Here is a 19,780-nt window from a genome sequence, read left to right as displayed (position 1 = left end):
TCCGTCTCTTGAATTGAAGCCAGTCACTGCGTTAGCCCAGGCCCGCGAGTTCGGGCAGCGAGGGCAAGCTCACAGGTGAGGAACGTCGGCAACACTGATGCATCGACTTCGAAGGCGACTGACCCCGCCAACCAAACGTATTGAAGGGGCGAGGGGGAGGTACAACACCTACACAAAGGACGCCCGTTCTGGATTTGAAACACATTGCTATTGCCTGACCTGAGGGCGGTTTGGAGAACTTCATAGTCTGTCCGCCGAACTGACCGCGCGCACTCGGTGGATATCGCCGGTAGCCCGACGCAGTGTTGTGTTGCGGATTGCGCAACCGTAGCGATGGCGACGTGAGGCGATGCGGTTACGAGGGTAGGCGGTTGCAAGGCGTGTTGCGATGGAGACTGTGCTATGTAGTCAGTCTCCGGTCGCTTGCTGGTTGCCTTGTGCATGTTGCCTCGTCTCGGCTGCGGGTGGGCGCGGCCGGGTGGAATGTAAGTGTGACTTGAACTCTGATCATCACCCGGTTGGCCGATGCGATCAGTCTGGTGGTGAGCCAAGCTAAAGGACGTCTACTTCGCGGAGGTTGTTCGCGGCTGGTAGCACTAAGGCTGGCGCTGGGGGGCTTTCGGCAATGTGAATCGTGGCAAGCACCTGGACGACGGTGCTTGGCGAGGATATTTATGGTTTCGAATCACGGCGGGACACGCAGACAGATTCAATGCTCCTTCTTGGGCAGGGGTTGACCTATGGGCCTCTCGTCTACGGTGGAGACTGGAAGAGTGGATTTGGATATCCGGTTAACGACTGGAGCGACCCTTTTATTGGTGAGTATGTGTGTGACAGCGGTGCGTACAGCGGAGAAGTCTGCCCAACTCGTGTTGCCGCTACTGACTCATTCATCAATGGGTCCGATGGTGGCACAGGGCCGGGATACGTGACAGAAAACTCATCCATCGACTATCACGGTAGTGCCGGAGAAGGAGATAGTGGCGGCGCGAGCTTCACCGTTCGCGGTGACGCTGTCATTGCTACCGGAATGATCGTTGCCGGATATATCGATAGTCAGGCTCCTTGCAGTCCCGGCGCGATGGAAATGCCGAGGCTCTGCTTCCACACTGTTTTCCACAACAATATTGAAGCCGTTGCGGATGCCCTTGACGTAACACCGATGACTCGCTGACGCAAGCGTGGCTCCTTGTCGAATAATCGACAAGGAGCCACGTTGGTTTTGTGTATCCGGTTATGTTGCTAACCCTGACGTGCCTCTACTACTTTTCCTTGCCTGGTGAGCAGCCGAATTCGGCCAGGCCTGTAGTCGAGACTTGCGGTCGGCGAATGGCCGAGGTCAAGCAATTGAACGGTGAAGCCGTCGGCCTCGCAGCGCTCTTTCGCTTCACGTTCCGGACAGCCCGATAGCTCTGTTAGGTCAAACGAGGGCTTCCGTCCGTCCAGCATGGCTACTCCTATCAGTACTGGCAAAGCAGGCTGTGCGAGCATCGCTCTCACAGTGTAAGCAGGCTACGTCGTAATAGCTTGAGCGTGCGTCACTGAGGAGGATGCATCACGCCGGGCTGGGCTATTGGGCTTGGCATGAGACATGCCAGCACTGCCGTTTGCGGGTCGCCAGGCTGGCTAAGCTATCTCCGCGACCGCGACCGCGACCGCGACCGCGACCGCGACCTGCGTTCTTCGCGAGCCCGCTGCTTGCATCAAACGGTGACCCTAGTGTGCATGTCGCGTGTGTAGACCTTCGAGCCGAGATGTACGTGGGGCTGAATCTGGCTGCTCTAGACCTGTCGCTCGACTTCCTCGCCACTTCCCAGGCTTACGCTGGTCTAGGCTGGTGGGACAGCCTTGCTCGTAAAACCGACCCCTTCCCTGCTGGCATGACCTGCGGGTTAATGTCCTGGGACAGTGCCGTAGGCGCTCCATATGGGCTCCGTCCTGACGTAACCCGCGGTGTGGTGGGTGACACCACTCGCGATCGGGATCGCGGTCTTCGTGCTCCACCGATACTTACGTTCCCACCACCTCCGCTCCTGAGTTCAATACGCCCCCCCCCGAGATCCACCGCGACACGGAGGAGAACTGCCTCCCGCCGCCGGAACGGGCCGGTCGCGTTGTTGAGATAGCGACCCATCGGCAACCTGCCGACCGACATCGCCGACTACGAACGCGCCGGATTCGGCCGGAACTGGCTGACCAGGGGAGGCGACGGCGGCTGGGTGCCCGACCAGCCCAGGGTCCGTGATGCCTGAACTCGTTCTCGCCGTGCTGGGCGCCGGTTTCGGGGTGGCCTCGCACTCGTCGTCGCAGGCTTCTACGGCCGAGGCAAGCCCGCGTCCTGGCGGAGGCCGGTCTCGGTGTGGTGGCCCCCCGATCCCGACGAGACGTTCACCTGCGCTGGCCGCTCGCGGTGATCGTCGGCACTGACAGGCTGGCCGGTCGCCGGCGTCGCCGTGCTCGTCGTCTGACTCTCGTGGTTTTGTTCACAGCAGGCATGATCGGAACGGCTCGAAGCCCTTGAGAGCGGGCTTCGCCACCTCGCCGACGTCATGGGGCCAGGCAACATCGGCCTGGTCAGCGCCATCGCAGGCTCCGCACATGAAGTGCCGCCGTGCTCCTCGCGTTCGACGACCAGATCGGCGACGCCGCGGCCGCCGGACTCTGCGTGGCCTACCAGCAAGGATCCGGCGTCGCCGACCTCCTCAAGACCCTCGCGACGCAGGTCGCCGAGGAAGTCACCGCGCGCCGCGCCACCGAAGCCGAACGCGCCCGCCGCCGCTCGACCGCACGAATCCTGCTCGGCATGTGGGCGGCCATGTTCACCGGCTTCGCCGTGTTCGGCAGCACCACCTACATCTCGGCGTACAACACCGCCATCGGCCAGTTCGTCCTCGCCGTCATTCTCGCCATGGTCGGCGGCTCCGCAGTCTGGCTGCGCCGGCTCGGGATCGAGCCCCGTGCGCCGCGCTTCCTCGTTTCAAGCCCAGGGAGGAAACCGTGAACCCCCTCGCGCTGTTGATCCTGCTGGCCATCGGCACCGCCGCCGGGCTCACGCTGGTGGTGGCCGCCTTCGTCCCGTTCCGGCCTCGCCTGAGCGACGTCTTGCGCGACCGCGATCTGCTCGCCGTCACCGCGGGCGGCTCGACGAACCGGGTCATGCAGCTGGCGGGCCGACTTCGGCTCACCGTGCCTGACACCGACCTCGATCTCGTCGGGCTGCCTCGAGAATCCTTCGTACTGCAACGCATCGGCTTCGCCCTCGGCGGCGCCCTGTGGATTCCGCTCCTGGCATGGATCCTGGCGCTCGCCGACGTCGCACCGCCCCCATTCCTCACCGGCATGGCGTCCCTCGGCGCCGCCTTCGCCGGCTGGACGCTGCCGCCAGTGCTGCTCAAAGGAAAGGTGACGCGCGCGCGGCGTTCAAAGGCGCCCTCGCCTCCTACTGCCAGCTCGTCGCACTGGGACGCCTCGGCGACCGCGGGCCCGCCGAGGCGATGCGTTACCCCGCCCTGCTCGGATCGGGCTGGGGATTCCGGCGCATCCAGATCGCCATCGACGAAGCCGCCTTGCGCGGCGAGATGCCGTGGGACGGCCTGCAACGGCTCTCGGAATCCATGGGCGTACGCGAGCTCAAAGACCTCGGCCACATCATCACCAACGCCGGACAGGGCGGAGCAAGCATCGTGGACACGTTGCGCGCCAAGGCATCTTCCCTCGCCCAGTAGCAACTCGCCGCGCAGAAGGTCGGGTCGTCGATCCGATCCGACCGCATGGACATGCCGGTCGCCGTCATGGGCCTGGCCTTCATCGGTTTCTTGGCTTTCCCCGGTATCTACACCCTGCTCGGCGGATAAAGGAGAAGATCATGCTCATCACGAAGCTCTACCTCGCCACGCTGGCCCTCGGCCAGGTCCTACACGAGCGCCGCGCGCAGTTCGCCCGTGAGAGCGAACGCGGCGACGAGAACATCACCAAGGTGTTCTACGCCGTCCTCGGCGTCACCGTCGCCACGCTGATTGCCGCAGCGGTCACCGCGTTCGTCAACGGCAAACTACCGCTGATCGGCGGCCAATGAACCGCCTCGCCGTGCTGCATGGCGAACGCGGCGACGAGAACCTCGCCGCGGTCTACGTCTTCAGCGCGCTGCTGTTGTTCACCTGGGCCGTATTCCAGGCCGTCGCGGTGTTCCTCGGCAGCAACGTCGCGCTGGAGGCGGCTCGCGACGGTGTCAACGCAGCGAGGCTTCCACCGGTCGACACTGTGACCGCTGAAACCCGAGCCCGCGACTACACCAGCCGCGTGACGGTCGGCTGGCTCACCAACGTCGCGGCCTCCGCATCCAGTGATGGCCAGAACGTCACCGTGACCGTCAGCGCGGACGCCGCCTCCTTCGTGCCGTTTCTGCGATTCCCAGTCAGCCAGACCGCGTCAGCGCCGATCGAACAGCTCGCATCATGAGACGCCGTGCGCTGCAACACGGCGAACGTGGTGACCTGACCGTGGAGGTAGCCATTGGTGCGTCGGCACTCATCCTCCTTTTTGGACTTGTACTGGCCGCGATGCGAATCGAGACCGCGGAAGCGGCCGTCGATGAGGCTGCTCGCTCCGCAGCCCGTGCTGCCTCTATCGCCCGCGATGGCGAGGCTGCCGCCGCTACCGCCCGGCAACGGGCTCGCGACGTTCTTGCCACCCAACACCTCGCCTGCGCGGCACTCGATGTCGCCATCGACACCCGTGACTTCGCCCAACCCCTCGGCGAGACCGGGTATGTCACCGCGGTGGTCACCTGCGAAATCCAGCTCAGTGACTTACTGATACCGGGAATCGGCGGTGCCAGGACGGCAAGTCCGAGTTCCGATCGCCGATCGATCGGTATGGAGTTCGCCGATGAGACTGCAGCTTCTGCGTGATGATCGAGGCTCGGCGTCGGTCTGGCTGATCGGCTTGAGCGTAGCCCTCGCGATCGCGATCGGCGGGGCTGTCGACGGCAGCCGAAAAGCCCAAGCTCACTCCCGCGCCACTGCTATAGCTGAGGAAGCTGCTCGTGCCGGTGGGCAAGCGCTGCGCGCTCAAGCGCTCGCAGCAGGTCGGGATGCCACCGTCAATCCGGAGATGGCTGCCACCGAAGCTCGCAACTACCTCGCCGGCGCCGGTGCGACCGGTGTGGTTTCGGTACAGGGCAACCGCATCGTGGTCGACACGACGATCACCGAGCGGACGGTCTTTTTGAGCATGATCGGCATAGCCGAACACACCGTCCACGGCTATGGCACCGCCGACCTGATCTCGGCCGGATAAGGAGGACAGCTCATGCGGATCATCCGAATCTTTGCGACCGCGGCAGTCCTGGCCCTCGTGCTTGCAGCTCCGCCGGCCGTGTTGTGGACAACCCGTTCGACCTTCCTGCCCGACCACATCCCCAATGCAGCTGAGCTAGCCGGCCGGCTCACCGACCGCGACACCGGCCACGTCTTCCTTGCTGTCCTAGTACTCGCCGGACTGCTTGCCTGGCTGCAACTGGTAATCGCCTTCGCTGTCGAGATCATCGCCCGTGCGCGTGGTGTCCGTGCTCCGCGGCTGCCTGGTTTCGGGTGGGCACAGAGACTCGTCGCGGCCGTGCTCCTCGGACTGCTCGCCGGAACCGCGACGGCGGCGGCCGACTCTGGCCAGGAATCCGCTGAGTCTGTAGTCAGTACGCCGTTCGTGGCCAGCGACATACCGGCCCCAGCACCGCCCTCGGAGTCACAGCCGACCCACACAGTCGTGCCCGGCGACTCGTTGATGCGCATCGCTGCGGACCGACTCGGCGATGAAAACCGGTTTCGCGAAATCTTCGAACTCAACAAGAGCCGTCGTCAGGCCGATGGTGGACTCTTGCGCGATCTGGGTCTGCTCAAGCCCGGCTGGATCCTTGTTCTGCCCGCCGATGGCGACCGGTCGCCGTGTGGCGAAGTGACCGTGCGCATCGGCGACACTCTGTCCAAGATCGCCCGCGACCACCTCGGTGACTCGCGCCGCTACCAAGAGATCTTCACTCTCAACAAAGACCGACCCCAGCCTGGCGGACATCCGCTGACCGACCCCGACCGCATCTACCCCGGCGCCGTGGTGCGGCTACCTACTGCCGCTCGGCCCGCGGGTGGAGGATCGGCACCACAATCAAGTTCGATCGCGCGGTCCGTCGACGGGCCCAAACCGGTCGCGCCGAACTGTGCACCCCCAGCGCAACCAGTTGACGAAAGGCCGCCGACCGATCCGGCCTCTCCGGCCTTCCCGCCGAGTAGCACACCTGCGCCTCCGGTCGCGACGCCTTCGACCTCCGGAGTGGAGCCTGCTGCGGCAGACGACGGCGTATCCACCTCTGTGATCATGGTGGGCGGGCTGCTGGCCGCGGGAATCCTCGCAACCCTCGGTACCCGCCGCATGCTCGCCCAACGCCGCCGTCGACCCGGCCACCGCATCCCGCACCCCGAGACACTCGGCGACGCCGAGACCGCTCTCCGAATCGCTGAACAACCCGAGATCGCACAGCTGCTGAACACCTCCCTGCGTACCCTCGCTCACCACGCCCACGAGGACAGCCACGAACTCCCGGTGATCCGGTCGGCCATCGCCGGTCCTGCCGGGCTCACCCTGCATCCACAGCATCCAGCCAGGCCACCAGCGCCCTTCAAGGCGCAGCGGCGTTCGCGGGACGCGTGGACACTTGACCCCGCAGCAGCCTTGCTGAAACCAGAGCAGGTCCGCGCCACCCCCGCTCCGTACCCGGCGTTAATCACCCTCGGACACACCCGCGACCGCGACCTCGTCCTGGTCAACCTCGAACACGCTGGCGCGATCGTGCTCCGCGGCGACGGTGCCGACGTCGACGCGGTCCTGCTTGCCATGGCGTGGGAACTGTCGGCTTCACCATGGGCCGACCACATCGTGGTGACCCTTGTCGGGGTCGGCCAGACAACGGCCGCACACAATCCCGACCGCCTGCGTTATGCCGCCACCGTCGACGATGCGCTGGATGCATTCGAACGTCGCGCTCATGACGTCGCCCAAGGCCTGCGCGATGCGGGCGTCGATTCCGTCACGCAAGCTCGTGGCACCAATCGAGCTGAAGACACCTGGACCCCGGACATCATCCTGTCCGCCTGTCCCTTTTCTCGTTCCCAACAGGACCGGCTCTTCGCGCTGATCGCCACGGGTGGTCCCGTCAAGAGTCTGGCCGCGATCATCACCGCCGCTGACGACGCACACCCGCTCACCGGAGCCTGGGAACTTGATCTCTCGACCAACCCCACCCCGGTCGAAGCGCTCGGCCTCGACGTCGAGCTCCAACGCCTCACCCCGGCACATGTGAATGAGCTCGTCGCGGCGCTCGCGGCTGCGGACAACGCGGTCCAGGCCCCGGCCGAGGAATACCGCAATGTCCCTACCGAGCCCGAGGACATTCCGGAACCACTCAATACCGACGAACTGCTCGTCGCCGAGACAACGGCACCAGAGTGCGACACGGCAGATTGGCCTGATCCCGTGGTTCCCTTGATCCAAGTCCTCGGATCGGTCGGGCTCAAGAACGTCGACGTGACAACGGTCGAAGCACGGAAGGTCAACCGCCTCACCGAACTCGCCGTGTTCCTCGCGCTGCACCCAGGTGCGACAGCTGACGAAATTTCTCGTCAGCTGGGCACCGGTGCCCAGCCGTGGTCCCAGGCCACACGACAGGGTTACATTTCGCGTCTGCGCACCTGGCTCGGTCGCGACCTCGACGGTGAGCTCTACGTCCCCAACAACGACTCCAAACACGGCGGCTACCGTCTGTCCGAGGCGATTCAGTGCGATTGGCTCCATTTCCAACAACTTGCACATCGCGGCCTCAATGGTGACCCCGCCCGTAGGCTCGCCAACCTCGAGCGTGCGCTGGACCTCGTCGACGGCGTGCCCCTCAGCAATGTCCCGCACGGTCGCTATACGTGGAGCTCCTGGCTCCAGCGCGACATGACCGATGCCATCGTCGATGTCGCCCACACTGTTGCCGACATCCAGCAACAAGCCGGCAACCTGCGCGCGGCCCGTCACGCTCTCGGTCAAGGATTACGTGCCGAGCCCGTCAGCGAAATCCTCTACCGCGACTTCCTGCGAGTCGAGCACCGTGCAGGAAACCACAACGTAGTCAGAGAAATGGCCGACAAGCTCGCCGAGTTGTCCGAGACCCTCGACGTCGACCTGGAACCGGAGACCAGTGAGCTCATCCGCCGTCTTCTGGAGTCTCACGTTCAGGCGCAGGTCGTACCCCAAGCGGAGGAATCCACTGAGCTGATCGAATCGACTCGTCGGCTTTGATCTGCGGACAGGCGTCGTGCTCGCTGGCGGACCAGCGCGACCAGCCGCCAGCCCGCGCCGGTCCTAAGGGTCGTGTCGTGGGCTTTGCACAGAGTCGCATCCTGGTGTCGGCGGCCGTGGTCAGTATTCTCGGTGAGCGGCCAGCGGTGATCGGGTCGGGCACGATCATCGGCCCCGCTCGCGGGGACGACTGCGTGCATGTGTGTGCGTATGCGCGTAAGGAGGGACCAGCCCCGCTCGCGCGGGGACGACGCCTGCTCGGCGCGAGATACGGCCTCCCGCATGGGACCAGCCTCGCTCGCGCGGGGACGACACCTACCTGAGGGGGCGTTCGTGGTGGAGTGAGGGACCAGCCCCGCTCGCGCGGGGACGACATGGCGAGATTTCGCACCAGCCCCTGCGCTTCGGGACCAGCCCCGCTCGCGCGGGGACGGCTGCTGCCTCCGGTCCGGGCTCGTCGACGGGGAGGGACCAGCCCCGCTCGCGCGGGGACGACACTGCCTGCCGCCGAGCTGGGCACGGTGTTACGGGACCAGCCCCGCTCGCGCGGGGACGACGCCCAGACCCGGGTGGCAGGTGAGGCGGAGCCGGGACCAGCCCCGCTCGCGCGGGGACGACTTCCGGCCCATCAGGTCATAGTCGCAATCGTGCGGACCAGCCCCGCTCGCGCGGGGACGACAGCAGGGCGACGTCTTCGGCGCTCGTGTGGTCGGGACCAGCCCCGCTCGCGCGGGGACGACCATCGCCCATGGAACGTCGCAAGATCGGAAGGCGGACCAGCCCCGCTCGCGCGGGGACGACTTCGAAGACGTCGTCGGAGAATCAATCCGCCGGGGACCAGCCCCGCTCGCGCGGGGACGACAGAGCCTTCACCGTCTCCTCGTTCACCGCCACGGGACCAGCCCCGCTCGCGCGGGGACGACGCCCCGCCGGTGAACCTGGCGGGTCCGCTCACGGGACCAGCCCCGCTCGCGCGGGGACGACCCTCTAGCTTGTACATAGCTACCCCTCGTGTGGGGACCAGCCCCGCTCGCGCGGGGACGACGGAGAAGGTTGTTCGGCAGCTGCGGGCACGCGGGGACCAGCCCCGCTCGCGCGGGGACGACGCCAATGGCATCACGTGGAACGGCACCAACACGGGACCAGCCCCGCTCGCGCGGGGACGACGTCGAGTCGGACGCCGGCGAGTCGGTGCAGTTCAACGGACCAGCCCCGCTCGCGCGGGGACGACGTCGCTCCGTCTGGCACGACAACCGAGTTCATGGGACCAGCCCCGCTCGCGCGGGGACGACCCGCTGGTCCGCGAGGACCTGGCCGAGGCCGGCGGACCAGCCCCGCTCGCGCGGGGACGACCCCTGGGCCCTAGGCCCCAGAAGGGTGCCAAGGGGACCAGCCCCGCTCGCGCGGGGACGACGCGCGGCTCTGGTACGACGACCGCGACATCGCGGGACCAGCCCCGCTCGCGCGGGGACGACCGCGGGCCTGACGAGGAACAACAGCCCGACCGAAGACGCCGCGGACCAGCCCCGCTCGCGCGGGGACGACGTAGCGGATCAAGTCGTGGTCGGTGGTGGCGCGGGACCAGCCCCGCTCGCGCGGGGACGACTACCAGCAGAAGGATGTCGCGGATTCGGCGACGGGACCAGCCCCGCTCGCGCGGGGACGACCGACGGCGTTGGTGGTGTCCGGCCCGAGCTTGGGGACCAGCCCCGCTCGCGCGGGGACGACGTCAACGGCGGAACGACCCTGCCGCGTCCACAGGGACCAGCCCCGCTCGCGCGGGGACGACCCTTCCTGACCTGTGGTTTCACCAATCAGAACAGTGTTTTGCATTCACTTCTACTCGGGCTTGTCAGTGTTGGCCGTAGCGGCGCCGTCTGCCAGCGTTGCTCCAGCCCTTCTTGTGGCCGTCGTCGTTGGCGTTGTTCTCGGCCGGACGCAGCATCAGCTGGATGCCTTCGAAGTCGACCGGAATCCAATCATGGCGGTGAACTTCGAACTCGAGACCTTGCTCGTTGTCCGCGTTGTAGACCATGATCGCTCGCCCGGTCTTGGCCATGTCGATGACGCGCTGCCACATCAGCTCCCGTACTCGGGCAGTGACACTGCCAACGAAGACACCAGGCGAGATTTCGAGCAGCCATCGGGTCAGGTGTCCACGAAGGCCGACGGGGCAGGCGGTGACGACGATGACTGTCATTCCTCAGCGCCAGGTTCCTCGTAGCCGGTGCCTGCGGCGACGTTGCGGCCGTTGTAGTCCCAAAGCATGACCACATCAGGATCCTCGAACGCCTCAGGACCGTATTCGATGAGGTCGTCGTCGTTGAGCAGCGTCTTGATGTCGCGGACGCATGTTTCCAGGAACGCGCCGTCCTTCATGACGTCGCGGATTGCACGTCGGGTCTCGGCTCCGATGTCGGCGACTTCCCGTGAGGCGATGTCGAAGGCGACCGGGATGGTGATGTCGGCTTTGTAGAGGTCCGCGATGTCGTACACGAACGACCTGATGTGTCCCGTGTGGACGAACCCGAGTCCCGGTGCGCAGCCGAGAGCGACAATGACCGCGTGCACTACTCCGTACAGGCTGGTGTTGGCCGCGGAGAGGGCTTGGTTGATCGGCGAGCCTTCGTCGAAGTCGGTTGTGTCATAGTCGCGCCGTGTCCATGAGACGCCGGTGCGGTCGGCGTGCTGGCGGTAGAGACGGCGTACGCGGGCGCCTTCACGTCCGCGAAGTTGCTGCATCGTGAGCGCGGTCGTGTCTTCGCCCTGAAACCGCATGGCGTACATGGCTCGCGCCACGCGAAGCCGCGAGTTCTGATTGGACACAAGCCTTGCTTGCTGTTCGATCAACCGCGATGAATTCGTCAATGTGCGCCCGTGGGCGTAGTAGCGGACACCGTGTTCGCCTACCCATACAGCTGTCGAGCCGCTTTCGGCGAGCAGGACCATGGCCTGCTGGCTGACGGTCGTTCCCGGGCCGAGCAGCAGTGCGCCGAGCGTCGCCGCCGGGATGTGGACCGTGCCGCGGGCGTCCTTCGCGGTGATGGCGTTCGCGGCGCGGTGGATCACCGCGTGTTCGAGGTAGACGAAGGTGAGCCGGTCCTGCGCTCGGGTCAGCTGCCCCAGCGGAACGGGTTTGGCGCCCGGGATGTCAGCCATGTCAAGTCGCCGCGGCCAAGGTGAGCAGGCCGCACCCGTAGCCTTTCGCGGCCCCGATGCCGTGGGTCAATGTGCGCCGGAAAAGCGCGGCGTCGGAGATTTCCAGAGTGCCTTCGAAGGTCGCGGTCGCCAGCGTGACGGTATTCTTGCCTCGGTCGAAACGCCAGATGCGACGGCCGTGTACGGCGACGTCGGGCTCTTTACCAAAGCCGTCCGGGATGACGAAGCCGTTGCGTTCGCAGCGTTCGAGCAGCCACGCCTCTTGCTGGCGCACAGTGACGTGGCCAAATCGCTGCGAGCGCTCCGCGGCGTCGGATTTGCGCTTGCTGTGTACGGGATTCGCAGTGAGCCGGAAGCTCCAGCGGCTGCCCCGCTCCAGCCGGTCGAGCAACGGTGCGTACGGGCGTGTCTGCCACGTGCTCGTGGTCGGCCAACCGGCTTGCTCGACCAGGTGGGTGAGGTCCGGTATGAACGGGCTGACGAGGTAGAGCACGGTGTGATTGCCTCGCTCGTCGACCCGCCAGAGCACACGGCCGTGCTCGGTGGCTTCGCGCTGGGCGGGCGGAAAGGAAGCGAGTACCGCGGCGTGCATTCGCTGAGGCGAGGCGAGAAGGAAACGCGCATCCCGGCGCGCTGCATTGATTTCGAAGCGGGTCAGGTGCATCAGCTCACGCTCCCGAGCAGGTCCATCGGGTCGTGCGGGTCCGCGTCGAGCGAGCGGTAGTCAGGATTTGTCACGTTCACCGGGGTGCGTTTGATCGTGCGCCACTCGTATTTGCGGTGTCCGGGATCGAAGCTGATCGGCTGGTCGCGGACAACCTCGCTGCCGGCTTCGTTGGGCGGGCAGTCCACGATCATGTCCAGCTTGACTTCAGCGCGCCGATGGCGTTCGCGGATACCTGGTGACGCCATCCACGGTGCCGTACGCAGAACATGCTGGGCGCTGCCTTCATGAAGCCCGTAGTTGAGCTTCCCCGCCGGCGGGCAGGAACGGCGGCCAAGGAACAGCGGATACGCCGGACGTTTGAGCGCATCGCTGAGCCCTGCGAGCAGCTGTGGCTCGCCTTCGACAGCCACGGCGAAGACCGCGTCAGCAAGGTAAAACCGGTAGGACAAGGGCATCGACTCCGCCCCGTCCCTTGAGCGTGCAGTCTGGAAATCCCGCTCGAACTGCCCAGGCTGATCGACCCGCACACCGATGCGCAGATCGAGCAGCTCCTCGAGAGGATCGATCCGCCGGATGCCTTGTGCGTTGGCCAGCAATCCGATGATCCCGCTCTTGCTCGGCGCGCGATCTGTTGCCCGGCGGGCGAAGCGGCTGCTCGTTCCCCAGGACTGCAGTGGCGCGGCCAGCCGCAGCAGCAACGTTGTCATGGCGTCAGCCTGTCGGCGACGAGTGCACCCAGCTCTCGCACGGTCGTGTCGAACGTCGACCGCTGCCCGAGTTCCGCCAGCGGCTCGACCCGCTCGCCGCCGCCGAACGCCCATGCGGTTACAGGCGTCTCGTCGAAGGCCTCGTGCAGCTCGCGTGCGTGGCTGGCGAGCCGGACAATCGACGCGGTGATACGCCCCCCTTTTTCGCCTTCGCGGACAGCGTCCTCGAAGGCGCCGACCAGGTTGATGGGCTGGGTCTCGCGAACCACGATCAGCACGGCGTCGGGCAGGGTCCGGTTGGCGAAGGTGTTCTGCTTTCCGGTCGGCATGCTGGAAATGAACGCGCGAGCGAACGCTTCGATCGCTCGTCGTGTCGCCTCGGCGTCGCCGAGGTTACCCAGCAGCTGGTTCGCGTCGAGGGTGGCATAGCGGTAGAGCGTGGAGGAGTTGAACTCGACGGTGCCGATCATGCCGGCACCGGAGTCCTCGCTCTCGTCGGCTTTCTTGTGGTCGTCGACCGCGGTGAAGTAGTCGTACTCGTTGGCGACGGTGTGCACGCTCAGCGCATGTGCGACCTGTACAGCGGCTTCGACGTTCAGGTCAGGGATGTTCGCGACCATCCGGCCGAAGAGGGAGACGTCGACCGAGTGATCGCGGTCGGCACGGGCTTTCGCTTCCGTCTTGTTGATCGCCAGTTTGCCGTCCTGCCGGGCCGCTTCGATCGCCAGTTCGGCGAGGTTCGCGATCTGCTGATTGCTCAGGAAGAGCAGGAACTCCGATTCGTTGAGCGCTTCCTTCTTCCGGGCCGGCTTGAGCTTGATCCCCGCGGCTTCGAGTACCGCCGTGGCGAGCTCCTCCGCGCGCTCGGTGAGGCCGGGTTCCTGGCGGGCGATCTCGCCGGAGACGAGTTCGACGACCTGCCGTGTCCGCACACCGAGCTGGTCGCGGTCGAGCAGCTCGCCGAACATGTCCCGAGTCGAGCGTTTCCAGGCCTGGCTTGAGACCCGCGCCCTGCGCGTTCCACCGTAGACCGCGGTCTTCGGGCTGCCGGTGTCGTCGCGGTTGATGTTGCTCGGCGGCACCGTCTGAATCACGTGGAAGTCGATGAGTGTGCGAGTCACGGGACGTCTTTCTGCTCGGTGTTCTCGGATTTGTCAGTCTTGGGCGGAACATGGAAATCCCGGCCCCAGCGCAGCCCCACCCGTGCCCGCCCACCAGGGCGCTGCCACGTCACCAGATGCTCGGCGAGCAGCCCGTAGTCCAGCGGCACACCGGCGGCGCGCAGCAGCTGGACGATTCCGCGCAGGTGATAGACCAGCTCGGCAAGATCCTCGGCGGTACTGAGCATCGCGAACCGGCGCGCGACGGCGTGCGTCGGTTTGTACTCCGAGTCCGGGATCAGGCGCCGTACGGCTTCGCCGAGCGACCGCCCGCGCTGATGCATTCCGCGCGGCTGGGACTGCTGATGGACCGCGTACAGGGTGATGGCGTGGTGCGCGGCGATCTCAGCCCAGCTCGCCTTGTCATCGGCTCGCTTGTAGATGAGTTCGTCGCCGAGTGTGTATTCGAAAATGTCCAAGGCGTCGCCGGGTTCTTTGCCCGCCGCGCGGCGCAGCCGGGCGAGCGCGGCGACCGCGGCGGAACGGTTGGCTCGGTTGCCTTGCTGCAGTTGGCTCACCCGGGCGCCGACGAAAGCCTGCACGACGCGTTCCGGGCTGAGGATGTCGGTCACGCGGTGCTCCTCGCAGGTTCTTGGTGCGCCATCGGGAAAGCCTCATTCACCGAGCGCCGGAACCACACGTCGGCGTGCGCGGCGGTGATCCAGCGCTTGCGGACCATCCGGCCGGTGAGAGCTTGTGGCGAGGCGGTCTCGAGAAGAGCCTGGCCGAGTGCGCTGATTTCAGATCGAGCGGTCGTATGCCAGGCGATCTTGCTGTCGGTTGACTCGCTGTCGGGGCCGAGCCCGGCCAGCCAAGCGCGGAAAAGCGGATCGAGCGCCGCATAGGCGAGTTCGCTCGCCCTGGCCTTGTAGCCGTCGACCGAATCGCGTGACCCGCTGGCCTCGGCGAGGGCCACAGCGAGCTTGCCCAGCGCGTACGCGCCATCTTCAGCGGCCCGGACACAGTCCAGCACAACCTGCTTGAGGTCGTGCGCGCCCTGATCGAGAAGCACGGCCTGCAGGGACACGGCGTCGTCAACGATCTCATCGATGACCGATTCGTTGCTGCCGTACCGCACACCGATCGCGCGCAGCTGCAACGGATAGTTCTTCGGCACGACCCGGTTGTTCGTGAGCTTGCTGATCCACTCCATCACTCCCGGAGCAATCCGCGCTGGAGGATCACCGGCACCGGTACTCGACGAGGAAGGCAGCATCGCCTGCAGCCCGCGCCACACCAGACGTTCAGGATCGTGGGTCAACGGCATGTACACCGGAACCGCCGACTTGAGCTTCTTCTCCTGAGCCTGACTACGCCGCCACGCCGTATGGATCTCCACGCCGTGCTTGTTTTGCGGGGTGACTCGGCTGCCCTGGCAGATCAAGACCCCGACGACTCGACCGCCCTCGCGTGCCAGCCGTATGCGACGGCTTTGCCAGACGAACAGATCTACATGCCCTGTCGGCGCGCGATTCTCGTCCTCGGCTCCGAGCGGTGGGCGATCCCAAGCAGGGCAGTCCCCGGCCGACGTTGGCATCAGGTTCAGCAGCAGCGTCTCCAGCAGCGTGGCGCCATGGGGGAGGAGACCACCCAGACTGCCGGACCAGCCCGTCCCGATCGGGTACCCCTTCCCGCTCTTAACCCGAGCTTCGTCGCCGACGGCGCCGGACTTGATGCCCGAGGGATCGAAGGCGTGACAGTGCACCAACCAGCGCGCGGCCTCGGCGTAGCTGAGATCGAGGATGCGGCCGACCCGGTTGGAGAAGAACGGGTGCCCGTTCGGAACATCGGCGATCAGCTTGCTGAGCTCCGACACCTCGCCCTTCGCCGTGTGCAGGTCGCTGACCTGGAGAAAGGGTGTGTCCGGGTGAAACAGATCGAAGCGGCCGCGGCTCTCATCCAGGTATCGCTCGATGTCATCGACCGGCAGAATCTTGGCCCGCCACAACTTCTCCCACAGGTCTTCACTCAGCTGTTCGCGCAGTGTCCCGTGCAGAACGGCCAGCAGCAGCCGGGTCAGCGCGAACACCTGTGTCGGAACATCACCAGCCAGCCCGCGCAGGGCACCCGCGCGCCGGAATACATCGATCAGTGACAGCTCGTGCAGTTGCCCGTCGAGGTCATGAGCGAGCAGCCACGGTTCGTCGACCAGGTCAAACTCGTTCATGGATCAGCCCTCGCCGGAGGTCGTAGATCAAGCGGTAGCCGTGCACCACGGCCTGTCGCTCGTCATCAAGCGGAAGCACCAGCTGTCCTTTCAGGTAAGGGCTCGCCTCGAAGGCGGCAAAGCGGTTCTCCTCCAGTTCGGCGATGACAGCGTCGATCACGCCGCCGTGGCTGAGCGCGAGCGGCAAACGCAACGTGCACGCGGCGATCACCCGCGCCAGGTACACCGGAACCGGCTCCAGGAGGGGGATCTGCTGCCTGCCGACCTTCGGGAGCCAGTTCGGTGTCAGCAGCCCGCCGCCCGCGTCCCGCTGCACCACCAGGACCTCCAGCGACTCGGCACCATCGCGGACTTGAGCCATCCCTTGTGGACTGTCCTCATGCACGTCACCGACCCCGGCGCGTAACCACGACACCAGTGAGATGGAACTGTCCGCTTCGCCGAGCAGGTACGTCTGCGCGTACGCGACCCGCTCCTGCTCCTTCGCACGAGCTACTTCCGCCGCAGTCGACATCGCCGCCTGCCAGCTGGCTGGCCCGAGCGGTTCGTCACCGTAGGCGCGCTGGACAAGCGGAGCGATGTCGTCGGGGACACGCACCCTGCTCTGGTCGTGCAGCAGCGCGGCGGCTCGAAGCAGAAGGTGCTCGCCGTAGACACGACGCGACCCGGCGACCGCGGGCACCGGCGTCGCTGTCCAATCGTCCACGCCGACTACCGCGCATCGCGGCTCGGACAGACGATCCGGCCGTGACCGGGTGTGGCGGTGCAACCTGCCCAGGCGCTGCAGCACCAAGTCCATCGGAGCCAGATCGGTGACCATCAAGTCGAAGTCCACGTCGAGCGACTGCTCCAGAACCTGCGACGCCACCACAATGTGCAGCTTCGGCCGCTCGGCCGCAGCGCTCGGCGGCCCGAATCGTCGCACCAGGCCGGTATCGATTCGCATCCGATCGCAGGCGAGGAAACGCGAATGCGTGATGGTCACGGCGTCTTCGCCGAACTCGGCGCTCAATCTCTCCGCCGTCTCCTGCACTCGGCCGACCGTGTTGCGCACCACCGCGGCGCAGCCACCGTCGGCCAGGTGCGTCCGCAAGTAAGCGACCAGCGTGTCCAGGTCGTCAGGCAGACGATCAACGGCGATATCGCTCGAGTCACCGACCTGCTCGATCAACTCCGGCGCGACACCCGCCGACCCCGTCACGACCGGATAACCCGGATCTTCCGTCGGCGAAGTCCCGGTACCTCCGGTGCCGCTCTCATACGCGCGCAGCAGTTCAGCGCGCCGCCGACTGGGCAGCGTCGCCGACAAGAGCACAACCGGAACACCGTATGCGCCCAGCCAGTGCAGAATCCGGTGCAAATACTGCGACATGTACACGTCGTAGGCGTGCACCTCATCGATCACCACGACCTTGCCCGCCAACGCCAGATGCCGCAGCATCACGTGCCGACTCTTCAAAGCCCCGAACAACAGCTGATCAATCGTGCCGACCACGAACTGAGCCAGCATCGACTTCTTCCGCCCACTCAGCCACCAGTGCGCCACGACCGCGTCCTCGCTGGTCGCTGCCGCAAACCGGCCATCGCGCACCAAACCCGCATGCTCGTCATTCAAATGCGCCTTACCGTGGGCCAAACTCAAGGCGCGGCGCTCAACCGACGGCAGTTGGCCCAGCCATTCGCGCACCCGGCTGTACATCGCATCTGTCGTTGCCTGCGTCGGCAACGCCACAAACACACCATCGGCCCCGGACCGCGCCGCCATGACCTCGGCGGCCATCAACGCGGCTTCCGTCTTGCCCGACCCCATCGGCGCCTCAACGATCAACAACCCCGGGACGGCCTGCCTCACGGCCGCCCGGACCGCCGCTGCCTGCACCGGCCGAGCCGACCGCCCTCTGCCGCCGAAACGCTCACGAAAGAGGCGATCGATGTCACCATCGAAAGGCTCAGCGACCCACCGCTGCGGCAGATTCAAAGCCGCCAACGCATCCCGCGCACGCTCAGCCGTGGCCGCGTCGTCGGGTTTCACGTCCACTGCCGAAAGTGGCAGAAGCGGAAACAAGTCCGAATTCGAGGCTATCCAGTCCGACACGATGACAATCGCCACGAGAAGTACCTGCGTCGGAAGACTCAGCTCGCGATCTCGATAGCGTTCCAGCACATGCGCGCCGCCGATGCGCCTGGCAGCTTGCAGCAGGAGGCTTTGCCTCGTCGTGTGCCATATACCGTGGCCAGTGAAAGTTGGCGAAGCGTCAACAATGGCGAGCTGTGCTTCGTCGGGAGTCATGCCGTGATGGCTCCCGACGACCGAACCCCACTGCTGGGCATTGCGCTTGAAGTCAAAACTCAGTTCGTCGGTCAACCACTCACGGACAGTCCAATGTCCAACGAGCGAGTGATTGACCGCTCGCCGATCCTTATCTTCACTGAGGCGTGGATGCATGCGGAACCCGTTGTCACGCATCCGATCTGCCAGGATATCAACCTGGCAGGCGAACGCCGGACTCGCTTTCCCAATGTCGTGAACCCCTGCCAGCCATGAAGCCAAGCGTACGGTGTCCTGCTCGCCTGGCAATTCGTTTGCCATGCGGTTGATGGCCTGCGGCGAAATCCAATGCTCCGCCAGGGAGTGAGCAACGGACATTGTGTCGTCCAGATGTTGCCGTAACGGCAACCACCCGTCGACATTTCCCAACTCGTCGTGGGTAGTTTTAGCCCATACGAACGAGTCGCTCAGCCCATTGATCAGCACCCTGCTCCTCCCATAGATACCATGTCAGCGGCAAGGCGTGGACTGTTTCAATTGTCGGCGAGGATCACGCTTATGGAGCAACTGCGTCCCAGAAGAGCTACTGACCTGGCGTTACGATCGAGCCGGATGTGTTGCATGATTCAGTAACGGGCTGTGGCCTGAATCGGTGAGGTGGCTCCATGTGCAGCGGTCATCCCAAACTTCTTATTGCTGTGCTTGCAACCCGTCCTCAGCTCCCGAACCGGCCGGAAGGGCGAGCTGACAGGGATCTGGCTCGCTTGTGCGGAAGACCGGACGGGGCTCGTGGCCTGTCGGGTGGGGACCAGCCCCGCTCGCGCGGGGACGACGGCAGACCGTGAGCTCGTGGCTTACGTGGGTGGGGGACCAGCCCCGCTCGCGCGGGGACGACCTACCAGTTCAAGGCGCTCTCGGCGCCGCGGCGGGGACCAGCCCCGCTCGCGCGGGGACGACGCCCTGGTCGGCTACGAGGTGGACGGGACCCCGGGACCAGCCCCGCTCGCGCGGGGACGACGCTGTAGGTGAACGGCCGCACCGTCCCCGAGGGGGACCAGCCCCGCTCGCGCGGGGACGACGCCCAGACCCAGCGCGGTATTGCCCGAGGTGCGGGACCAGCCCCGCTCGCGCGGGGACGACGCTGGCGCGGCGTGGGATCGCCTCCGCCCACAGGGGACCAGCCCCGCTCGCGCGGGGACGACCACTGGTGCCCGGTCGCCGTCCACGCCTCGGGGGGACCAGCCCCGCTCGCGCGGGGACGACCAACCAGCACCAGTGAACGTGTCACTGTTGGCGGGACCAGCCCCGCTCGCGCGG

Annotated in this window: 16 protein-coding genes and 2 CRISPR repeat arrays (1 of these 18 running past the window's edge); of the genes, 8 read left to right on the top strand and 8 right to left on the bottom strand. The window is 65.8% G+C overall.

The window, feature by feature from the left end; all coding sequences use genetic code 11:
• The first annotated feature begins 634 nt into the window (after positions 1-634).
• The 8 genes from ACFV15_RS16335 (at position 635) to ACFV15_RS16300 (ending at position 8,334) form a co-directional block, all read left to right on the top strand.
• Positions 635-1,174 (top strand): hypothetical protein, encoded by a 540-nt coding sequence (locus tag ACFV15_RS16335; protein WP_378351268.1) that lies wholly within the window; start codon positions 635-637, stop codon positions 1,172-1,174.
• 1,437 nt (positions 1,175-2,611) lie between these two features.
• Positions 2,612-3,001: a type II secretion system F family protein gene (locus ACFV15_RS16330; RefSeq protein ID WP_378351267.1), complete on the top strand. Its 390-nt coding sequence runs from the start codon at positions 2,612-2,614 to the stop codon at positions 2,999-3,001.
• Between the two features lie 493 nt (positions 3,002-3,494).
• Positions 3,495-3,725, top strand: a complete 231-nt coding sequence (locus ACFV15_RS16325; RefSeq protein WP_378351266.1) for a hypothetical protein — start codon at positions 3,495-3,497, stop codon at positions 3,723-3,725.
• Positions 3,726-3,865: 140 nt separating this feature from the next.
• The gene (locus ACFV15_RS16320) at positions 3,866-4,075 is read left to right on the top strand and encodes a hypothetical protein (protein ID WP_378351265.1); all 210 of its coding nucleotides are present in this window, start codon (positions 3,866-3,868) and stop codon (positions 4,073-4,075) included.
• Positions 4,072-4,458, top strand: coding sequence for a hypothetical protein (locus ACFV15_RS16315; protein WP_378351264.1), 387 nt, complete (start codon positions 4,072-4,074; stop codon positions 4,456-4,458). Before ACFV15_RS16320 ends, ACFV15_RS16315 begins: the two co-directional genes overlap by 4 nt.
• Positions 4,455-4,910, top strand: coding sequence for a hypothetical protein (locus ACFV15_RS16310; protein WP_378351263.1), 456 nt, complete (start codon positions 4,455-4,457; stop codon positions 4,908-4,910). The genes ACFV15_RS16315 and ACFV15_RS16310 overlap by 4 nt, the downstream gene beginning before the upstream one ends.
• Positions 4,888-5,298 (top strand): pilus assembly protein TadG-related protein, encoded by a 411-nt coding sequence (locus ACFV15_RS16305; protein WP_378351262.1) that lies wholly within the window; start codon positions 4,888-4,890, stop codon positions 5,296-5,298. The genes ACFV15_RS16310 and ACFV15_RS16305 overlap by 23 nt, the downstream gene beginning before the upstream one ends.
• Positions 5,299-5,310: 12 nt before the next feature.
• Positions 5,311-8,334 (top strand): BTAD domain-containing putative transcriptional regulator, encoded by a 3,024-nt coding sequence (locus ACFV15_RS16300; protein WP_378351261.1) that lies wholly within the window; start codon positions 5,311-5,313, stop codon positions 8,332-8,334.
• A 162-nt stretch (positions 8,335-8,496) separates the two neighbouring features.
• A CRISPR array of direct repeats spans positions 8,497-10,123; the repeat unit is 28 nt; unit sequence GGACCAGCCCCGCTCGCGCGGGGACGAC.
• A gap of 63 nt (positions 10,124-10,186) precedes the next feature.
• Here the strand turns inward: ACFV15_RS16300 and cas2e are convergent.
• From cas2e to cas3, 8 genes are read right to left on the bottom strand one after another with little or no spacing between them, the layout of a single operon-like run.
• The gene (cas2e, locus tag ACFV15_RS16295; protein ID WP_378351260.1) at positions 10,187-10,534 is read right to left on the bottom strand and encodes a type I-E CRISPR-associated endoribonuclease Cas2e; all 348 of its coding nucleotides are present in this window, start codon (positions 10,532-10,534) and stop codon (positions 10,187-10,189) included.
• Entirely contained in the window at positions 10,531-11,493 is a 963-nt protein-coding gene (cas1e, locus tag ACFV15_RS16290; protein WP_378351259.1) for a type I-E CRISPR-associated endonuclease Cas1e, read from the bottom strand. Before cas1e ends, cas2e begins: the two co-directional genes overlap by 4 nt.
• A 1-nt stretch (position 11,494) precedes the next feature.
• A complete protein-coding gene (gene cas6e, locus ACFV15_RS16285) occupies positions 11,495-12,157 on the bottom strand; it encodes a type I-E CRISPR-associated protein Cas6/Cse3/CasE (protein WP_378351258.1) in 663 nt (220 codons plus the stop codon).
• Positions 12,157-12,867 carry a type I-E CRISPR-associated protein Cas5/CasD gene (cas5e, locus tag ACFV15_RS16280; protein WP_378351257.1) on the bottom strand — a complete coding sequence of 237 codons (711 nt, stop codon included), beginning with the start codon at positions 12,865-12,867 and terminating at the stop codon, positions 12,157-12,159. The genes cas6e and cas5e overlap by 1 nt, the downstream gene beginning before the upstream one ends.
• Positions 12,864-13,988, bottom strand: a complete 1,125-nt coding sequence (cas7e, locus tag ACFV15_RS16275; protein ID WP_378351256.1) for a type I-E CRISPR-associated protein Cas7/Cse4/CasC — start codon at positions 13,986-13,988, stop codon at positions 12,864-12,866. Before cas7e ends, cas5e begins: the two co-directional genes overlap by 4 nt.
• The gene (casB, locus tag ACFV15_RS16270; RefSeq protein WP_378351255.1) at positions 13,985-14,599 is read right to left on the bottom strand and encodes a type I-E CRISPR-associated protein Cse2/CasB; all 615 of its coding nucleotides are present in this window, start codon (positions 14,597-14,599) and stop codon (positions 13,985-13,987) included. The genes cas7e and casB overlap by 4 nt, the downstream gene beginning before the upstream one ends.
• Positions 14,596-16,194 (bottom strand): type I-E CRISPR-associated protein Cse1/CasA, encoded by a 1,599-nt coding sequence (gene casA / locus ACFV15_RS16265; RefSeq protein ID WP_378351254.1) that lies wholly within the window; start codon positions 16,192-16,194, stop codon positions 14,596-14,598. Before casA ends, casB begins: the two co-directional genes overlap by 4 nt.
• Positions 16,181-18,949: a CRISPR-associated helicase Cas3' gene (gene cas3 / locus ACFV15_RS16260; protein ID WP_378351253.1), complete on the bottom strand. Its 2,769-nt coding sequence runs from the start codon at positions 18,947-18,949 to the stop codon at positions 16,181-16,183. The genes casA and cas3 overlap by 14 nt, the downstream gene beginning before the upstream one ends.
• A 318-nt stretch (positions 18,950-19,267) precedes the next feature.
• Positions 19,268-19,780: a CRISPR direct-repeat array (repeat unit 29 nt; unit sequence GGGACCAGCCCCGCTCGCGCGGGGACGAC) (it continues 68 nt past the right edge of the window).

Source organism: Amycolatopsis sp. NPDC059657 (assembly GCF_042734395.1).
GTDB lineage: Bacteria > Actinomycetota > Actinomycetes > Mycobacteriales > Pseudonocardiaceae > Amycolatopsis.
This window is presented reverse-complemented; position numbering and strand designations above follow the sequence as displayed.

Excerpts from the sequence above, each read along its gene's own strand:
- cas6e (WP_378351258.1), bottom strand. The coding sequence starts at position 12,157 with ATGCACCTGACCCGCTTCGAAATCAATGCAGCGCGCCGGGATGCGCGT.
- casA (WP_378351254.1), bottom strand. The coding sequence starts at position 16,194 with ATGAACGAGTTTGACCTGGTCGACGAACCGTGGCTGCTCGCTCATGAC.
- ACFV15_RS16320 (WP_378351265.1), top strand. The coding sequence starts at position 3,866 with ATGCTCATCACGAAGCTCTACCTCGCCACGCTGGCCCTCGGCCAGGTC.
- cas2e (WP_378351260.1), bottom strand. The coding sequence starts at position 10,534 with ATGACAGTCATCGTCGTCACCGCCTGCCCCGTCGGCCTTCGTGGACAC.
- ACFV15_RS16305 (WP_378351262.1), top strand. The coding sequence starts at position 4,888 with ATGAGACTGCAGCTTCTGCGTGATGATCGAGGCTCGGCGTCGGTCTGG.
- ACFV15_RS16325 (WP_378351266.1), top strand. The coding sequence starts at position 3,495 with ATGCGTTACCCCGCCCTGCTCGGATCGGGCTGGGGATTCCGGCGCATC.
- ACFV15_RS16310 (WP_378351263.1), top strand. The coding sequence starts at position 4,455 with ATGAGACGCCGTGCGCTGCAACACGGCGAACGTGGTGACCTGACCGTG.
- cas1e (WP_378351259.1), bottom strand. The coding sequence starts at position 11,493 with ATGGCTGACATCCCGGGCGCCAAACCCGTTCCGCTGGGGCAGCTGACC.
- ACFV15_RS16300 (WP_378351261.1), top strand. The coding sequence starts at position 5,311 with ATGCGGATCATCCGAATCTTTGCGACCGCGGCAGTCCTGGCCCTCGTG.
- ACFV15_RS16315 (WP_378351264.1), top strand. The coding sequence starts at position 4,072 with ATGAACCGCCTCGCCGTGCTGCATGGCGAACGCGGCGACGAGAACCTC.
- cas5e (WP_378351257.1), bottom strand. The coding sequence starts at position 12,867 with ATGACAACGTTGCTGCTGCGGCTGGCCGCGCCACTGCAGTCCTGGGGA.